General features: G+C 68.0%; 15 protein-coding genes. 7 read left to right on the plus strand and 8 right to left on the minus strand.

Features of this window, described 5'->3' with window-relative positions; genetic code table 11:
- The first annotated feature begins 17 nt into the window (after positions 1-17).
- Entirely contained in the window at positions 18-2,396 is a 2,379-nt protein-coding gene (locus tag BN4346_RS28855) for a CoA transferase (protein WP_067969350.1), read from the plus strand.
- A 23-nt stretch (positions 2,397-2,419) separates the two neighbouring features.
- The gene (locus BN4346_RS28860) at positions 2,420-3,895 is read left to right on the plus strand and encodes an acetyl-CoA acetyltransferase (protein ID WP_067969353.1); all 1,476 of its coding nucleotides are present in this window, start codon (positions 2,420-2,422) and stop codon (positions 3,893-3,895) included.
- Here BN4346_RS28860 and BN4346_RS28865 read toward each other — a convergent pair.
- From BN4346_RS28865 to BN4346_RS28875, 3 genes are read right to left on the minus strand one after another with little or no spacing between them, the layout of a single operon-like run.
- Positions 3,892-5,094, minus strand: a complete 1,203-nt coding sequence (locus BN4346_RS28865; protein WP_067969356.1) for an NAD(P)/FAD-dependent oxidoreductase — start codon at positions 5,092-5,094, stop codon at positions 3,892-3,894. The two genes, BN4346_RS28860 and BN4346_RS28865, sit on opposite strands and share 4 nt — an antisense overlap.
- A gap of 17 nt (positions 5,095-5,111) precedes the next feature.
- On the minus strand, positions 5,112-5,747 hold the full coding sequence (locus tag BN4346_RS28870) for an HhH-GDP family DNA glycosylase (protein ID WP_067969360.1): 636 nt from the start codon (positions 5,745-5,747) through the stop codon (positions 5,112-5,114).
- Between the two features lie 43 nt (positions 5,748-5,790).
- Positions 5,791-7,029, minus strand: a complete 1,239-nt coding sequence (locus tag BN4346_RS28875; RefSeq protein WP_067969367.1) for an alpha-hydroxy acid oxidase — start codon at positions 7,027-7,029, stop codon at positions 5,791-5,793.
- Between the two features lie 47 nt (positions 7,030-7,076).
- Between BN4346_RS28875 and BN4346_RS28880 the strand changes: the two genes are divergently transcribed.
- On the plus strand, positions 7,077-7,547 hold the full coding sequence (locus BN4346_RS28880; RefSeq protein ID WP_067969370.1) for a DUF1810 domain-containing protein: 471 nt from the start codon (positions 7,077-7,079) through the stop codon (positions 7,545-7,547).
- 3 nt (positions 7,548-7,550) lie between these two features.
- Here the strand turns inward: BN4346_RS28880 and BN4346_RS28885 are convergent, their stop codons facing one another.
- The 3 genes from BN4346_RS28885 to BN4346_RS28895 form a co-directional block, all read right to left on the minus strand.
- Positions 7,551-8,003 (minus strand): deaminase, encoded by a 453-nt coding sequence (locus BN4346_RS28885; RefSeq protein ID WP_067969373.1) that lies wholly within the window; start codon positions 8,001-8,003, stop codon positions 7,551-7,553.
- A gap of 84 nt (positions 8,004-8,087) precedes the next feature.
- Complete coding sequence (locus BN4346_RS28890; protein ID WP_067969375.1) at positions 8,088-8,624, minus strand: carboxymuconolactone decarboxylase family protein; 537 nt, start codon at positions 8,622-8,624, stop codon at positions 8,088-8,090.
- A 10-nt stretch (positions 8,625-8,634) separates the two neighbouring features.
- Positions 8,635-9,222 carry a peroxiredoxin gene (locus tag BN4346_RS28895; protein WP_067969377.1) on the minus strand — a complete coding sequence of 196 codons (588 nt, stop codon included), beginning with the start codon at positions 9,220-9,222 and terminating at the stop codon, positions 8,635-8,637.
- Positions 9,223-9,338: 116 nt separating this feature from the next.
- On the opposite strand from BN4346_RS28895, the gene BN4346_RS28900 reads away from it, so the two are divergent.
- Together BN4346_RS28900 and BN4346_RS28905 are read left to right on the plus strand one after the other, a co-directional pair.
- Positions 9,339-10,286, plus strand: a complete 948-nt coding sequence (locus tag BN4346_RS28900; RefSeq protein ID WP_067969380.1) for a hydrogen peroxide-inducible genes activator — start codon at positions 9,339-9,341, stop codon at positions 10,284-10,286.
- A 9-nt stretch (positions 10,287-10,295) separates the two neighbouring features.
- Entirely contained in the window at positions 10,296-11,063 is a 768-nt protein-coding gene (locus BN4346_RS28905) for an enoyl-CoA hydratase/isomerase family protein (protein WP_067969383.1), read from the plus strand.
- On the opposite strand, the gene BN4346_RS28910 is transcribed toward BN4346_RS28905, so the two are convergent.
- Positions 11,055-11,291: a (2Fe-2S)-binding protein gene (locus tag BN4346_RS28910; protein ID WP_067969385.1), complete on the minus strand. Its 237-nt coding sequence runs from the start codon at positions 11,289-11,291 to the stop codon at positions 11,055-11,057. The two genes, BN4346_RS28905 and BN4346_RS28910, sit on opposite strands and share 9 nt — an antisense overlap.
- Positions 11,292-11,300: 9 nt before the next feature.
- A complete protein-coding gene (locus BN4346_RS28915; protein ID WP_078058476.1) occupies positions 11,301-12,053 on the minus strand; it encodes a fatty-acid--CoA ligase in 753 nt (250 codons plus the stop codon).
- A 237-nt stretch (positions 12,054-12,290) separates the two neighbouring features.
- Between BN4346_RS28915 and bfr the strand changes: the two genes are divergently transcribed.
- The gene (gene bfr, locus BN4346_RS28920) at positions 12,291-12,770 is read left to right on the plus strand and encodes a bacterioferritin (RefSeq protein ID WP_046285450.1); all 480 of its coding nucleotides are present in this window, start codon (positions 12,291-12,293) and stop codon (positions 12,768-12,770) included.
- A gap of 16 nt (positions 12,771-12,786) precedes the next feature.
- Complete coding sequence (locus BN4346_RS28925) at positions 12,787-14,835, plus strand: MDR family MFS transporter (RefSeq protein ID WP_067969387.1); 2,049 nt, start codon at positions 12,787-12,789, stop codon at positions 14,833-14,835.

Here is a 14,835-nt window from a genome sequence, read left to right on the forward strand (position 1 = left end):
CCCGCCCGCGGCAACCGATTCATTACCCTGACTGCGTGCTGCTGAAATCGGTTCGTGTGCTCGATCTGGCCGGCGGCGACGCCGACGCGGTCACCCGGTTGCTTGCCGACCTGGGAGCCGACGTGCTCAAGGTGGAACCCCCCGGGGGCAGTCCGGCGCGCGCCGCGGCTCCGCTGCTGGGCGGTGTGAGCATCTCGTTCGCGCTGCACAACGCGAACAAGCGCAGCATCACCCTGGATCCCGCCGATGAGCGGGATCGCCGCCGCTTCGACGAGCTGGCCGGTACCGCCGACATCGTGGTGGACAGCGGCCTGCCGGGATGCGCTGCGGACTTCGGGACCTCCTGCGGTGAGCTGGCCGACCGGTTCGCTCACCTGGTGACGATGTCGGTCACCGATTTTGGGACGAGCGGTCCGCGCTCGGCGTGGCAGGCCACCGACGCGGTGCTCTACGCGCTCTCCGGCGCCCTGTCCCGGTCGGGCCCCACCACCGGGACCCCGGTACTGCCGCCGGACGGGATTGGCTCGGCGACCGCGGCGGTACAGGCCGCCTGGGCGGTGCTGGTCGCCTACTACAACCGGTTGCGCTGCGGATCCGGGGATTACATCGACTTCTCCCGGTTCGATGCGGTAGTCACTGTGCTCGACCCAATATTCGGCGCGCATGGCCAGGTCGCCGCGGCCCAACGTGCATCGAGCCGGTGGCGCGGGCGGCCCCGCAACCAGGACGCCTACCCGATCTACGCGTGCCGTGACGGTTACGTCCGGCTGTGTGTCATGTCGCCGCGCCAATGGCGCGCACTGTGGAGCTGGCTGGGGGAGCCGGCCGAATACGCCGACCCCAAGTTCGGCGTGATCGGCGAGCGGTTCGCGGTCTGGCCGCAGATCAGTGCGCTGATCCGTGCACTGTTCGCCGGCCAGGACATGGCCGATCTGGTGACGGCCGGTCAGTCCCGCGGTGTCCCCATCGCCGCGGTCGGCGATCCGGCGCAGGTGCTGGCCGAGGAGCATTTCGCGGTCGCGGAGGCGGTCACCCGGACCGACCTGGCCCCGGGGCTGCCCGCCGTGATCCCGACCGGCTATTACGTGGTCGACGACCAGCGAGCCGGCTTTCGGACACCTGCCCCGGCCGTCGGCGAGGTGGAAGCCGGATGGCTGGCCGAACCGTTGACGGAGCAGACCTTCGGTGGCGCGGTTGGCGCCCGGCCGTTCGAGGGCATCCGGATCGTCGACCTGGGCGTGATCGTTGCCGGCGGGGAGGCCAGCCGGCTCTTCGGCGATCTGGGCGCCGAGATTATCAAAGTGGAGAGCGCGGCCTACCCGGATGGGCTGCGGCAGGCCCGTCCCGGGGCGGCGATGAGCGAGTCGTTCGCCTGGACGCACCGCAATAACTCCGGACTCGGCCTGGATCTGCGCAGCCCGGCCGGCAAAGAGATCTTCACGCGCCTGGTCGGCGCGGCGGACGCCGTGTTTGCCAACTTCAAGCCGGGAACGCTTGCTGCCCTAGGATTTTCCTATGATGCTCTGCGGGAGATCAACCCGCGGATCGTGCTGGCCGAGAGCAGCGCCTTCGGCGAGTCCGGGCCGTGGAGCGACCGGATGGGCTATGGCCCACTGGTGCGTGCCACCACCGGGGTGACCGCGCTGTGGACGGCCCCCCAGGGGCCCAGCGACACCGAACGCCACCCGTTCTACGACGCGACGACGGTCTTTCCTGATCATGTGGTTGCGCGGGTCGCCGCGATCGGGGCGCTGGCCGCGCTGATCGGGAGCCGGCGCACCGCCGCCGGAAGTCACGTCCACGTGTCGCAGGCCGAGACCGCCGTCAACCAACTCGACACCAGCTATGTGGCCCGCGCCGCGGGCTCATCGGTACAGCAGGACACTGCGGTGGATCTGGTCTGTCCCTGCGCCGGCGACGACGAATGGTGTGTGATCTCGATCCGGACCGACGCCGATATGCGTGCTGTCGCTGCGGCTTTCGGCGATGACGGATTGGCGGCCGATCCGCGCTTGCGCACCGGACCCGGTCGCGCCGCTCACCGTGCGGAGCTGGCCGCGGCGTTGGGCCGCCACACCATGGCGCATGGCCCAGCCGGGGTGGCCGAACTGCTGCAGGGGCGCGGTGTGGCCGCCGCGCCGATGAACCGGCCACCCGACGTCGCCGACGACCCCCAGCTGGCCCATCGAGCGGTGTTCGCGGCTATGACCCACCCGCTGATCGAGCATCCGTTGCCGGCTGAAACCGGCCCCGCCCCCTTCCGCAACATCCCGGTGGCGCCCCAGCGGCCCGCACCGCTGCCCGGTCAGGACACTCGAGAGATCTGCCGGGCACTGCTCGGACTCGACGACGGCGAGATCGACAGGTTGATCGCCGACGGCGTGCTGTTTGGGTGAACCCGCGGATTAGTCTTACGGCCATGCCTGTCGACCCCCGGACACCGGTGCTGATCGGCTATGGCCAGGTCAACCACCGCGACGACACCGACCCCGTCGAACCCGTCGATCTGATGGTGGCGGCGGCCCGCCACGCCGCTCACGACCGGGTGCTGCGCGCGGTCGACTCGATTCGGGTGGTGAACCTGCTGTCGGCGCGCTACCGCGATCCGGGAGCGCTGCTTGGACAGCGGATCGGTGCGCAGCGCCCCGCCACCCGGTACAGCCCGGTGGGCGGCAACGTGCCGCAGTCCCTGGTGAATCAAGCCTGCCTGGATATCCGCGATGGCCGAGCCGGCCTGGTGCTGGTGGCCGGCGGCGAGACGTGGCGCACCCGGACCAGGCTGCGGCGTGCCGGCGGCAAACTGGTCTGGACACAGCAGGACGAGTCGGTCCCGATGGCCGAGTGCGAGGGCGAAGATGTGCCGATGGTCGGCCCGGCCGAAGAGCGCATCGGATTGGACCGACCCGCCTACGTCTACCCGCTGTTCGAACAGGCACTGCGGATCGCCGCGGGGGAGGAGGTCGAAGACCACCGCCGGCGTATCGGTGAACTGTGGTCCCGGTTCAATGCGGTCGCCGTCGACAATCCGCACGCGTGGATCCGGAACCCCGTTTCCGCCGAGGAGATCTGGCAGCCGGGCCCGAAGAACCGGATGATCAGCTGGCCCTACACCAAGTTGATGAACTCCAACAACATGGTCGATCAGGCAGCGGCGCTGGTGCTGACCTCGGTTCAGACCGCCACCGAGTTGCGGATCCCCACCGAGAACTGGGTTTTTCCGCAGGCCGGTGCCGACGCCCACGACACCTACGCCATTGCCAACCGCGCCGAACTGCACCGATCGCCGGCGATCCGGATCGCCGGGGCCCGGGCCTTGGAGTTGGCCGGCGCCGGGATCGGCGAGATCGATCACGTCGATCTGTACTCGTGCTTCCCGTCTGCGGTGCAGGTTGCGGCCGCTGAACTCGGGCTTGCCATCGATGACCCCGGCCGGCCGCTGACCGTGACCGGTGGGCTCACCTTCGCCGGCGGCCCGTGGAACAACTACGTCATGCATTCGATCGCCACCCTGGCTGAACTGCTGGTGGCCAATCCCGGGCGGCTCGGCCTGATCACCGCCAACGGCGGCTACCTGACCAAACACAGTTTCGGCGTGTACGGAACACAGCCGCCACCGGCCGGATTCCGTTGGGAGGACGTGCAACCCGAGGTTGATGCGCAGGCCATCCGGCCGTCGGCGGTGCAATGGCAGGGGACCGGTGAGGTGGAGTCCTGGACCACTCCGTTCGACCGTGACGGACGCCCGCTACAAGCGTTCTTGGCGGTCCGCACGCCCGAGGGGTCACGGACGCTGGCGGTGATACGGAACCCGGATGCCGCCGAAGCGACCGTGCGCGAGGACATCGCCGGTGCCGCGGTCGACGTGCACGAAGACGGCACCGCGACGCTGCGCTAAGTGGTCAGCCGATCCGGACTTACGGGCGCCTGGGCGTTGATGAGCGCCTTGATGTCGTCGAGGCCCTCCCAGATGTTGACGTTCATCCCGGCCAGCACCCGGTTGTCGTCATCGAGCCAGAAGCTGGTGTATTGGCGGCCGGCGGGTTCACCGCGAAACACCACGCGGGCGTAGTGCGGCGCGTAGCCGACATACTCCATCCCGAGGTCGTACTGGTCGGTGAAAAAATAGGGCAGCTCGGCGTATTCGGCGGCGTCGCCGAGCATGCCGGCCGCGGCGAACGCCGGTTGCTTGAGGGCATTGGCCCAGTGTTCGGTGCGGATCCGGGTGCGCAGCAACCGATGCTGCGCGGCCGCGATGTCGCCGACGGCGTAGATGTCTGGGTCGCTGCTGCGCAACCCGGCGTCCACGAGCACGCCGCCGTCACCGGTGGCAAGACCGGCCTGTTGAGCCAATTCGATGTTGGGCTGGGCGCCGATCGCGACGAGCACCGCGTCCGCACGGATCTGCGAGCCGTCGCCCAACCGCAGGCCGGTGGCGGCGCCGCCGGCGGTGGTGACCTCGGCGACCGTCGACCCGGTACGCAGGTCGACACCATGCTCGCGGTGCAGGTCGGCGAAGACCGCGGCGTTCTCCGCGCCGAGGCTGGCCAGCAGCGGCAGTGCGGCGCTTTCCACCACGGTGACGTCGACGCCGCGCTGGCGTGCGGCGGCGGCCACCTCCATGCCGATCCAGCCCGCACCCACCACCGCCAGCGAATCACCGCTCGCCAGCGCCGAATCCAGCGCCGACGCGTCTTCGACGGTCCGCAGATAGTGCACACCGGGCGCGTCGGCACCGGGGATCGGTATCCGTCGCGACCGCGAGCCCGTCGCAAGCAGTAGTTTGTCGTAGCCCAGGCTGGTGCCGTCGGCCAGCGTGACGCTATGGCCGGACGGATCCATGTCCGCGACGCGGGTACCCAGCCTTAGGTCGATGTCGTGTTCGCGGTACCAGGCCCGGGGTTTCACCGTGAAGTCGTCGAGGGACTTCTTGCCCGCGAGGAACTCTTTCGAGAGCGGGGGCCGCTCGTAGGGCAGCTGTTGCTCCTCACCGACCAGCACAATCGTTCCGTCGAAGCTCTTGTCGCGCAAGGCCTCGGCGGCCTTGGCCCCGGCCAGGCCGGCGCCGACGATCACGAAGGTGGCCGATGTAGACACGTGTTGTCCTCTGCTCGTCATTCCGTCAGTCGTTCGCGGACACCGGCGTCGGCCGAGTAGCGCACCAGAGCCGCCGCGAGCTCGGCATTGCGCCCCCGCGACAGTGCACCGAGTTGGTCTGCGTCACTGGGCAACCCGAGATCGCGCGCAGCATCCAACGCGCGGTCGTCGAACGTGGAGCGCGCCCAGGGCCAGACATCTTGGACCTCGCGCAAAAAGATGCTCGCGCCGACCTCGCCGATTCCCGTGAAGGACTTCAGTGCCTCGGCGGCCGCCGCGACATCGCGGCCGCTGCGTTCGGCCAGCAGCCGCAGGTCACCGCCGTAGTCCGTCTGCACCGCCTCGGCCAGTTCGACCAGCATGGTGGCTGAGCTCTCGTCGTAGCGCCGGTAGTGGGCCCGACCCATGGCATCGATCAGCGTCTGTCGATCCGCTTCGAGGACCTTGTGCGGTGTGCGCAACCCGCACTTGAACAGCTCGCGGGCCGCGCGGGCCGCCACGCTGGCGTCGATGGGCTTGCTGGCCAGCATGCACAGCATCAGCAGTTGGAACAGCGGCATAGGTTGGTTGCGCAACCGAATGCCGGCCTCCTGGGCATAGGTGGTGCCGGCACGCCGCAGTAGCCGGCGTACCAGTTCCTTGTGGGCAGTCACAGCAGCGCCTATACCCGGATTCGCCGCAGCGAAAACGCATAGGCTAGCGGCGCGGCACCAGTCGCTGTAGCTGGGTGACGTGCTGCGGCGTCAGTTCGGCCAGTTCGCTGACCCCGAGCAACCGCATGGTGCGCCGGATCTGTTCGGCGAGGATGTCGATCACGCGGTGCACGCCGGCCTGCCCGCCGGCCATCAGGCCATACAGGTAGGCCCGCCCGATCAGGGTGCAACGGGCGCCCAACGCGACCGCCGCGACAATGTCGGCACCGGACATGATGCCGGTGTCCAGCAGGATCTCGGTGTCGGCCCCGAGCTCGCGAGCCACCTCCGGCAGCAGCCGGAACGGCACCGGAGCCCGGTCGAGCTGGCGGCCGCCGTGGTTGGACAGCACGATGCCGTCCACCCCGCGATCGACCACGGCGCGGGCGTCGGCGAGGCTCTGGATGCCTTTGACGACGAATCGGCCCGGCCATTGGGACTTGACCCAGGCCAGGTCGTCGAAGGTCAGGCTCGGGTCGAACATGGTGTCCATGTACTGCGCGACCGTCCCCGACCAGCGGTCCAGCGAGGCAAAGGACAACGGTTCGGTGGTGAGCAGGTCGAACCACCAGGCCGGATGCACCGCGGCATCGGCGACCGTGCGCAGGGTCAGCGCCGGTGGGATGGACATGCCGTTGCGGGAGTCGCGCCGACGCGACCCGGCGACCGGACAGTCGACGGTCGCCAACAGGGTGTCGTAGCCGGCTTCGGCGGCGCGGCGCAGCAGCGCCATCGACCGGTCGCGGTCATGCCACATGTACAGCTGAAACCAGCGGCGGCCCCCGGGGGCGGCCGCCGCGACGTCTTCGATCGAGGCGGTGCCCAAGGTCGACAGCGAGAACGGGATGCCGGCGGCTTGCGCGGCGCGGGCGCCGGCCAACTCGCCCGCGGTGTGCATCAGCCGGGTGAAACCGGTCGGTGCGATCGCGAACGGCAACGCCACCGGCGCGCCGAGCACGTCGCGGCTGGTATCGACCGATGAGACGTCGCGCAGGATAGCGGGATGAAACTCGATGTCCCGGAAGGCCTGGCGGGCTCGTTCCAACGAGATCTCGTCCTCGGCGGCACCATCGGTGTAGTCGAACGCGGCTCGGGGGGTGCGTCGTTTGGCGAGCAGGCGTAGGTCTTCGACGGTCAGCGCGGCGTCCAGACGCTGCGCGGTGCGGTTCAACCGGGGCTTGCGGAAGCCGATCAGTGGCGCAAGATCACCGATCCTGGGAAACCGCCTCTTGATCACCGACATCGCTGACTCCTTCACTGCCGCACGTCGACTGTGCCACGGTTGAGGGCATGGCCGGAACCTCCGACCCGTTCGGGCTCCAGCGTTTCGTCGACGCACAGCAAGGTGTGTACGACACGGTGGTCGCCGAACTGCGCGCCGGCCGCAAGCGCAGCCACTGGATGTGGTTCGTGTTTCCGCAGCTCTCTGGCTTGGGTGCCAGCGTGATGGCCCAGCGTTATGGCATCGCGTCGCCCGCCGAGGCACGTGCCTACCTGGCTCACGTGGTGCTGGGGCCGCGACTGCAGGAGTGCGTGGGCTTGATCAATGCGGTGCGCGGCCGGTCCATCGAGGAGATCTTGGGCTGGCCCGACGAGATGAAGCTGCGCTCCTCGATGACGTTGTTCGGGCGGGCTTGCGAGGGTGGCGGCCACGCCGGCCGGTGCTGCTGCGGCGACTTTCGTGCGGTGCTGGACCGCTATTACGACGGGCAGGAGGATCCGGTGACCCTGGACCGACTGGCGTGGCTCTCCCGTGGGTGAGCGTTAGCGGTCTTGGTATCGCGTCCGGAACAGCGCCTTCAGGTCTCCTTCGAATTCCGGCGCCGGCCCGTCGACCACCGTGTGCGGAGCGACCGCGGTGATCGGCAGCGGGGCCACCGGGGACGGCGGCACCTGCAGCTCGCGCAACCATTCGGTCAGTTGCGTCGCCGACGACGCGTAGACGATCCGGCCCAATCCGACCCAGGCGTGGGCCGCCGCGCACATCGCGCAGTGTTCGCCGGAGGTGTAGACGGTGGCCTGGACACGTTGGGCCGGGCTGAGATTGGCTACCGCCCACTGGGCGATGGCCAACTCGGGGTGGCGGGTCGCATCGCCGTGGCCGGTCCGGTTGCGGTCCTCGAAGAGCACCGTGCCGTCGGCGTCGACCAGCAGCGAACCGAACGGATCGTCGCCGTGCGTCAAGGCTTCGCCGGCCAATTCGACGCAGCGGGCCAGATAACCACGGTCGGATCAAAGTCTACGGCGCGCGCCGGGCAGCACCCGGCGCGCGCCGATAGGGACTTGACGGCCTTGGAACGCCTAAGTAGCGGTTGGGTCGGCGCCGGCGGTGAAGACCGCCTGCGCTGCCCCAGCCACGATCGAGGCGACCTTGAGCGCTTCCAACACCGCTTCGCGCCCGACGCCCGCCTCCCGGACGACCTGCTCGTGGGAGGCAACGCACGCTTGGCAGCCGTTGATCGCCGAGACTGCGAAGCTCCACAGCTCGAAGTTGGCCTTGTCGACCCCCGGGTTGCCGATGATGTTCATCCGCAACCCGGGCCGCAGGTCGTCGTAGCTGCCGTCCAGGAAGTGCCGACCACGGTAGAACACGTTGTTCATGCCCATGATCGACGCGGCGCCCAGGGCGGCCTGATAGGCCTCCGCCGACAGGTTGTCGGCGGCCTCGGCCCCGATCTCGGCCAGCACCGTGGCATTGCGAGTGGCCGCGGCGCTGGCCAGCAGGGCGCCCCAGAGCTGCTCCTCGTTCAGGACGGTGGTGCGGGCGATCGAACCCAGGTTGAGCTTGAGGTCCTTGGCGTACTCCGGGATGGCGTTCTTGAGGTTCTCGATACTCATATGCCTCCGATCAGAGCGATTCTTTGAGCAACTCGCCGGCGTTCAGGGTCGCCTCGCCCTTCTTCCAGTTGCAGGCGCACAGCTCGTCGGACTGCAGTGCGTCGAGCACCCGCAGCACCTCGTCGACGTTGCGGCCCACCGAGCCCGCCGTCACCGAGACGAACTGAATCTCGTTGTTGGGGTCGATGATGAAGGTGGCCCGGTCGGCGACGCCGTCAGAGTTGAGTACACCGGTCGCGGTCACCAGTTCGCGGTTGAGATCCGACAGCATGGGGAACGGCAGCGTCTTGAGGTCCTCGTGCTGGGCGCGCCAGTTGTAGTGCACGAACTCGTTGTCGGTCGAGGCGCCGAGAATCTGCGCGTCGCGGTCGGCGAACTCGTCGTTCAACTTGCCGAACGCCGCGATCTCGGTGGGGCAGATGAAGGTGAAGTCCTTGGGCCAGAAGAACACTACGCGCCACTTGCCGGCGTAGTCATCGCTGGTGATGGTGGTGAAGAAGTCGTCCGGACCCTTCGCGTCGACCTTCGACAGGTCGCCCGGGATCAACGCAGTGAGCCGGTAGGACGGGAACTGCTCGCCGATAGTCAACAGTGCCATGACACTCCTTGTGGTGTGAGATTTCTGCATTCGGGGCGCGTTCGACGCCCACACGCTCCATCGTGCCTTATCGCAATTAAAAATAAAAGGTGATACCACGCACTATAATTATCGGCATGACCGATGAAAGCTATCAGCCGACACTCGCCGGCCTGCGGGCATTCACCGCCGTGGCCGAGAAGCACCACTTCAGCCTGGCGGCGGCCGGGCTGGGCCTGAGCCAGTCGACGTTGTCGCAGGCCCTGTCGTCGTTGGAATCCGGCCTGGGCGTCCAACTGATCGAGCGCTCCACCCGGCGGGTCTTCCTGACCGCCGAGGGGCAGCAGTTGCTGCCCTACGCCCACGCGGTATTGGATGCGGCGGCACAGTTCTCGGCCGCCGCCGCCGGGGTGGCCGACCCGCTGCAGGGTGCCATGCGGCTCGGCCTGATCCCGACGGTGGCGCCGTATGTGCTGCCCGCCGTGCTGGCCGGATTGTCCGAACAACTGCCGGACCTGCGCCTGCGAGTGATCGAAGACCAGACCGAACGGCTGCTCACTGGTCTGCGTGAGGGCGCGGTCGACGCGGCCGTGCTGGCGCTGCCGGTTGAGGTGGCCGGACTGACCGAAATACCCATCTACGACGAGGATTTCGTGTTGGCGCTGCCTCCCGGCCACGTGCTGGCCGGCAAGCGCCGGGTGCCGCCGACCGCGCTGGCGGACCTGCCGCTACTGCTGCTCGACGAGGGTCACTGCCTGCGGGACCAGACCCTGGAGATCTGCCGCAACGCGGGCGTGCGGGCCGAGCTGGCCACCACCCGCGCCGCATCGCTGGCCACCGCGGTCCAGTGCGTCAACGGTGGGTTGGGGGTGACGTTGATCCCGCAGACCGCGGTGGCGGTCGAGGCCGAGCGCAACGGCCTGGCACTGGCTTCCTTTGCGCCGCCGGCGCCCGGCCGGCGAATCGGGCTGGTGTTTCGCAGCTCCAGTGGACGCGATGAGTCCTATCGGCGGTTGGCGGGCATCATCGGCCACGTCGTCGCGGCGGGTCACCGGGTCGAGCTGGTCTGTGGGGACGCCGTTTAGGCTGCACTGGTGATCTTGACGATCGAAGACGAGAACCGGGTTCGGACGTGCACGCTGAATCGCCCCGAGGCGCTCAACGCGTTCAACGAGGCGCTTTACGACGCCACCGCCGAGGCGTTGCTTGCCGCGGCCGACGACCCCGAGGTCGCGGTGGTGCTGATCACCGGGGCGGGTCGGGCGTTCAGCGCCGGCACCGACCTGGCCGAGATGCAGGCCATGGTGACCGACCCGGACTTCGTGCCCGGTAAGCACGGCTTCCGCGGTCTCATCTCCGCGCTCGGAAGCTTCCCCAAGCCGCTGATCTGCGCGGTCAACGGACTGGGCCTGGGGATCGGAACGACGATCCTGGGCTTCGCCGACCTGGCGTTCATGTCATCGACGGCCAGGTTGAAGTGCCCGTTCACCAGCCTGGGGGTGGCCCCGGAGGCGGCCTCGTCCTACCTGCTTCCGCAGTTGATGGGACGGCAGAACGCGGCCTGGCTATTGATGTCCTCGGAGTGGATTACCGCCGACGAGGCGCTGCGGATGGGCTTGGTCTTCGCGGTCTGCGAGCCCGACGGACTCCTGGCCGAGGCCCGTCGGCATGCGGAAGTGCTTGCTTCCCGACCGATTTCAAGTCTGATGGCAGTCAAGAGCGCGATGGTCGAGCCGACTCGGGCGCAGACGCTGGCTGCGGTTGAGCGGGAGAACGCGTTCTTCGCCGAACTCTTGGGTGGTCAGGCCAACGCCGATGCGCTGGCCGAATTCACCGGTCGGCGCAGCGGCGAATCAGTGTGATCCGACGGGGCTGATGTCCAGCGCGAGGCGCCGCAGCGCCCCGTCGTCGGCCGCGGTGGGCGTCGCGGCCAGGGTGGCTTCGATAATGCCGCGAACGGTGCAGCGGCACCGGCCGCAGTCGCCACCCGCGCCGCACATTGCCGCAACCTCTTTCGATGTCGAGGCCCCGGCGGCGACGGCATCGGACACCATCTGATTGGTGGCTCCGACACACAGGCATACGTACATGCGATACCCCTACCGACCGTCGCCCACGGGTGCCATCAGATCGATCGAGGTGGCGAATTTCCCGACGAACGGCCGGGGGTAGCCACCGGTTCCGATGCCGGACATCCATTCCGCGGCGCTGTCCGGGTGGTCGATCCATCGCTGTGCACTTGCTGCACTGTCGATTTCCAGCAGCGTCATCACCTCATGCCTGTCGTCGACTGCCTGATACACCCACACTTTGCGCACTCCCGCGCCGGCGAACCGGTCCAACCCGGCATGCACCTTGGCCATCAGGTCGGCGGGGTCGGCGATGGTGGCAACCGCGCCGACGATCACCTCCGAACCGTCGCGCCCATGCGGCGGTCCCAGCTTCCGCTCTCGTCCGTCGAGCCTCGCTGAACCGTCCGGCTTGTCACCTGGGGGGATCAGGTTGATCTTCTCGGTGACCTCGCCGGCGAAGATCGCGGGCAGATCGTTGACCCCGGAGCGGTCGAACCAGGCGAATACGGCGGGGGACCGCAACAACTCCTTGACCGAGACTCGGTGTCGCAGGCCGATCGTGACCAGCACGCGGTCCGGTTCGAACTCCGAGGTGTAGAGCACCGCATGGCGGGCGCCCAGGTCGAGCAGCGGGGAATGGTCCTGCTGGATCAGCGACCAGGTCCGGTCCACGTCGTCGACCCGATAGTCCAGCGCCAGCACCAACGAATGCGGATCGTTGTGCTGCGAGAGGTCGCTGCCCGAAATACCGACACGATTGCCGGGCGAAACGAGTCTCATATTAGTAGAGTCTAACCTAAGTAAGGCGCACCTTGCGCGGGTCCGGAGATGTACGGCGATCTCACACTCGCCCGAAGACCCCATAGCGGTGCGGCGATTCGACGCGCCGAGACGCGGGTAAACACCCTCCGGCGGGCCCTGGCCTGCACTAGATTTGAATCTGGCGCGTTACGGCGATGATTCAAGCTCCGTCCGTCGCGGCCGGCATGCGAGGTTCTTCACATCAGAGGAGAGATCATGCAAGGCGACCCCGAGGTTCTCAAACTTCTCAACGAGCAGCTGACCAGCGAGCTGACCGCGATCAACCAGTACTTCTTGCACGCGAAGATGCAGGACAACTGGGGTTTCACCGAGCTGGCCGGCCACACCCGCGAAGAGTCGATGGAGGAGATGCGCCACGCCGAGACGGTCACCGACCGGATTCTGGTGCTCGGCGGCCTGCCGAACTATCAGCGCATCGGGTCCCTGCGCATCGGGCAGACCCTGCGCGAACAATTCGAGAGCGACCTGGCGCTGGAGATCGATGTGCTCAACCGGTTGCGGCCCGGGATCGTGATGTGCCGTGAGAAGCAAGACAGCACCACCGCTCAGATTCTTGAAACCATCCTGGCCGACGAGGAATCCCACATCGACCACCTGGAAACCCAACTGGAGCTGATGGACAAGCTCGGCGAGGCGCTGTACTCGGCGCAGTGCGTCTCCCGCCCGCCGTCGTGATCGACGCAGCCGGAGTATGACCGTATCGACGCCGGTCGCCGACGATGCGCGACCAGCGCCGGTCAGCCCGCACCGTCGTAACCTGATCTTCTGCGCGATCGTTTTCGGCCTGCTGATGGCCGCGCTCGACCAGACCATCGTGGCAACCGCCTTGCCGACGATCGTCTCGGATCTGGGCAACGCAGGGCATCAGTCGTGGGTCGTCACCAGCTACCTGCTGACGTCCACGATCGCGACCATTCTGGCGGGCAAGCTCGGCGACCTGTTCGGCCGCAAGCGGGTGTTCCAAGCCGCGGTGGTCTGCTTCGTGACCGGGTCGGTGCTGTGCGGGTTGTCCGCGTCGATGGAAATGCTGGTCGGCGCCCGGGCGCTGCAGGGTATCGGCGGGGGCGCGATCACCGTGACCGCCGCTGCACTGATCGGCGAAGTGATTCCACTGCGCGACCGGGGCCGCTACCAGGGCATGCTGGGCGCGGTTTTCGGGGTCACCACCGTGATCGGTCCACTGTTGGGCGGGTATGTCACCGACTACCTGACCTGGCGCTGGGCGTTCTGGATCAACGTTCCGATCTCAGTGGTCGTGCTGGCCGTGGCCGGCGTCGCGATCCCGGCTTTGGCGGGCCGAACCAAGCCTGTCATCGACTACGCCGGGATCGTGCTGGTCGGGTTGGGCGCCACCGGATTGACGCTGGCCACCAGCTGGGGCGGCAATCGCTACGCCTGGGGATCGCCGGTGATCATCGGATTGTTCGCCGGGTCGGTGGTGGCGCTGGCGCTGTTCGCCCTCGTGGAGAGCCGTGCCGCCGCGCCCATCCTGCCGGCTCGGCTCTTCGCCGACCCGGTCTTCGCGGTGTGCTGCGTGCTGGCATTTGTGGTGGGCTTCGCGATGCTGGGCGCGCTCACCTTCCTGCCCACCTTCATGCAGTACGTCGACGGTGTCTCGGCGACCACCTCGGGCCTGCGCACCCTGCCGATGGTGGTGGGCATGCTGCTGACCTCCACCGGCAGCGGCGCCCTTGTGGGACGTACCGGCCGCTACAAGATCTTTCCGGTGGTCGGCACCGCGCTGATGACGATCGCATTCGCGCTGATGTCGCAGATGGACGCCAGCACCCCGGCGCTGCTGCAGTCGCTCTACCTGGTCATTCTCGGTGCGGGCATCGGGTTGTCGATGCAGGTCCTGGTGCTCGTCGTGCAGAACACGTCGAGCTTCGCCGACCTCGGGGTCGCCACCTCCGGGGTGACATTCTTCCGAACCATCGGCAGTTCGTTCGGCGCCGCCGTGTTCGGGTCGCTGTTCGTGAACTTCTTGGGCCGCCGGCTGGGTTCTGCCCTGAGCGCCGCCGGAGTGGCGGCCGACGCGGCCGCCTCGCCCGAGGCGCTGCACCGGCTCGCACCGCAGCAGGCGGAGCCGATCGTGCAGGCCTACGCGGACTCACTCGGCCAAGTTTTCCTGTGGGCGGCGCCGGTGGCGCTGCTCGGGTTCGTGCTGGCACTGTTCCTGCGCGAGGTGCCGCTCAAGGAGCTGCGCGACAGCGCGGTCGACCTCGGGGACGGGTTCGGCATGCCCACCACCGCCTCGTCGGACGATCTGCTGGAGAACGCGATCGGGCGACTGTTGCGCAAAAACGAACCTGGGATGCGGCTGCGCTCCATCGCGCTGCGGCCGGACTGCCAGCTCGACGTCGCCGGTTTGTGGACGGTGCTGCGGATCTACCGGTACACGCAGGTGTTTCGGACGGCGCGGCTCAGTGACATCGGCAAGCGCCTGAGGGTGCCCTACGAGATCCTCGAACCCACCGTCGATCAGCTGGTGGCGCAGGGTTATGTGCTGCGCGACGGCGATCACCTCGGTCTCACCCGGGCCGGTCTGCGCCAGGTCGGGTTCGTATCCTCACTGGTGCAGAGTTGGGTGGTCGACAAGCTGGCTCGTTCGCCGGGATTCGAGGGCCGCCCGGATCGTGCCGAGGTTTCAGCCGCGCTGGAGCGGATCGCGCGCCGGGCCGTCATCGATCCCGATGATGCGGGGGAGTCCGCGGAGTTCACCAGCACTGGCCACGCCTGA

This window comes from Mycolicibacter icosiumassiliensis (assembly GCF_900078685.2).
GTDB classification, from domain to species: Bacteria; Actinomycetota; Actinomycetes; order Mycobacteriales; family Mycobacteriaceae; genus Mycobacterium; species Mycobacterium icosiumassiliensis.

Bases quoted from the DNA above. Each gene is read 5' to 3' on its own strand.
- BN4346_RS28915 (WP_078058476.1), bottom strand. From the start codon at position 12,053: ATGAGACTCGTTTCGCCCGGCAATCGTGTCGGTATTTCGGGCAGCGAC.
- BN4346_RS28890 (WP_067969375.1), bottom strand. From the start codon at position 8,624: ATGAGTATCGAGAACCTCAAGAACGCCATCCCGGAGTACGCCAAGGAC.
- BN4346_RS28875 (WP_067969367.1), bottom strand. From the start codon at position 7,029: ATGTCGGTGATCAAGAGGCGGTTTCCCAGGATCGGTGATCTTGCGCCA.
- bfr (WP_046285450.1), top strand. From the start codon at position 12,291: ATGCAAGGCGACCCCGAGGTTCTCAAACTTCTCAACGAGCAGCTGACC.
- BN4346_RS28900 (WP_067969380.1), top strand. From the start codon at position 9,339: ATGACCGATGAAAGCTATCAGCCGACACTCGCCGGCCTGCGGGCATTC.
- BN4346_RS28880 (WP_067969370.1), top strand. From the start codon at position 7,077: ATGGCCGGAACCTCCGACCCGTTCGGGCTCCAGCGTTTCGTCGACGCA.
- BN4346_RS28925 (WP_067969387.1), top strand. From the start codon at position 12,787: ATGACCGTATCGACGCCGGTCGCCGACGATGCGCGACCAGCGCCGGTC.
- BN4346_RS28910 (WP_067969385.1), bottom strand. From the start codon at position 11,291: ATGTACGTATGCCTGTGTGTCGGAGCCACCAATCAGATGGTGTCCGAT.
- BN4346_RS28860 (WP_067969353.1), top strand. From the start codon at position 2,420: ATGCCTGTCGACCCCCGGACACCGGTGCTGATCGGCTATGGCCAGGTC.
- BN4346_RS28895 (WP_067969377.1), bottom strand. From the start codon at position 9,222: ATGGCACTGTTGACTATCGGCGAGCAGTTCCCGTCCTACCGGCTCACT.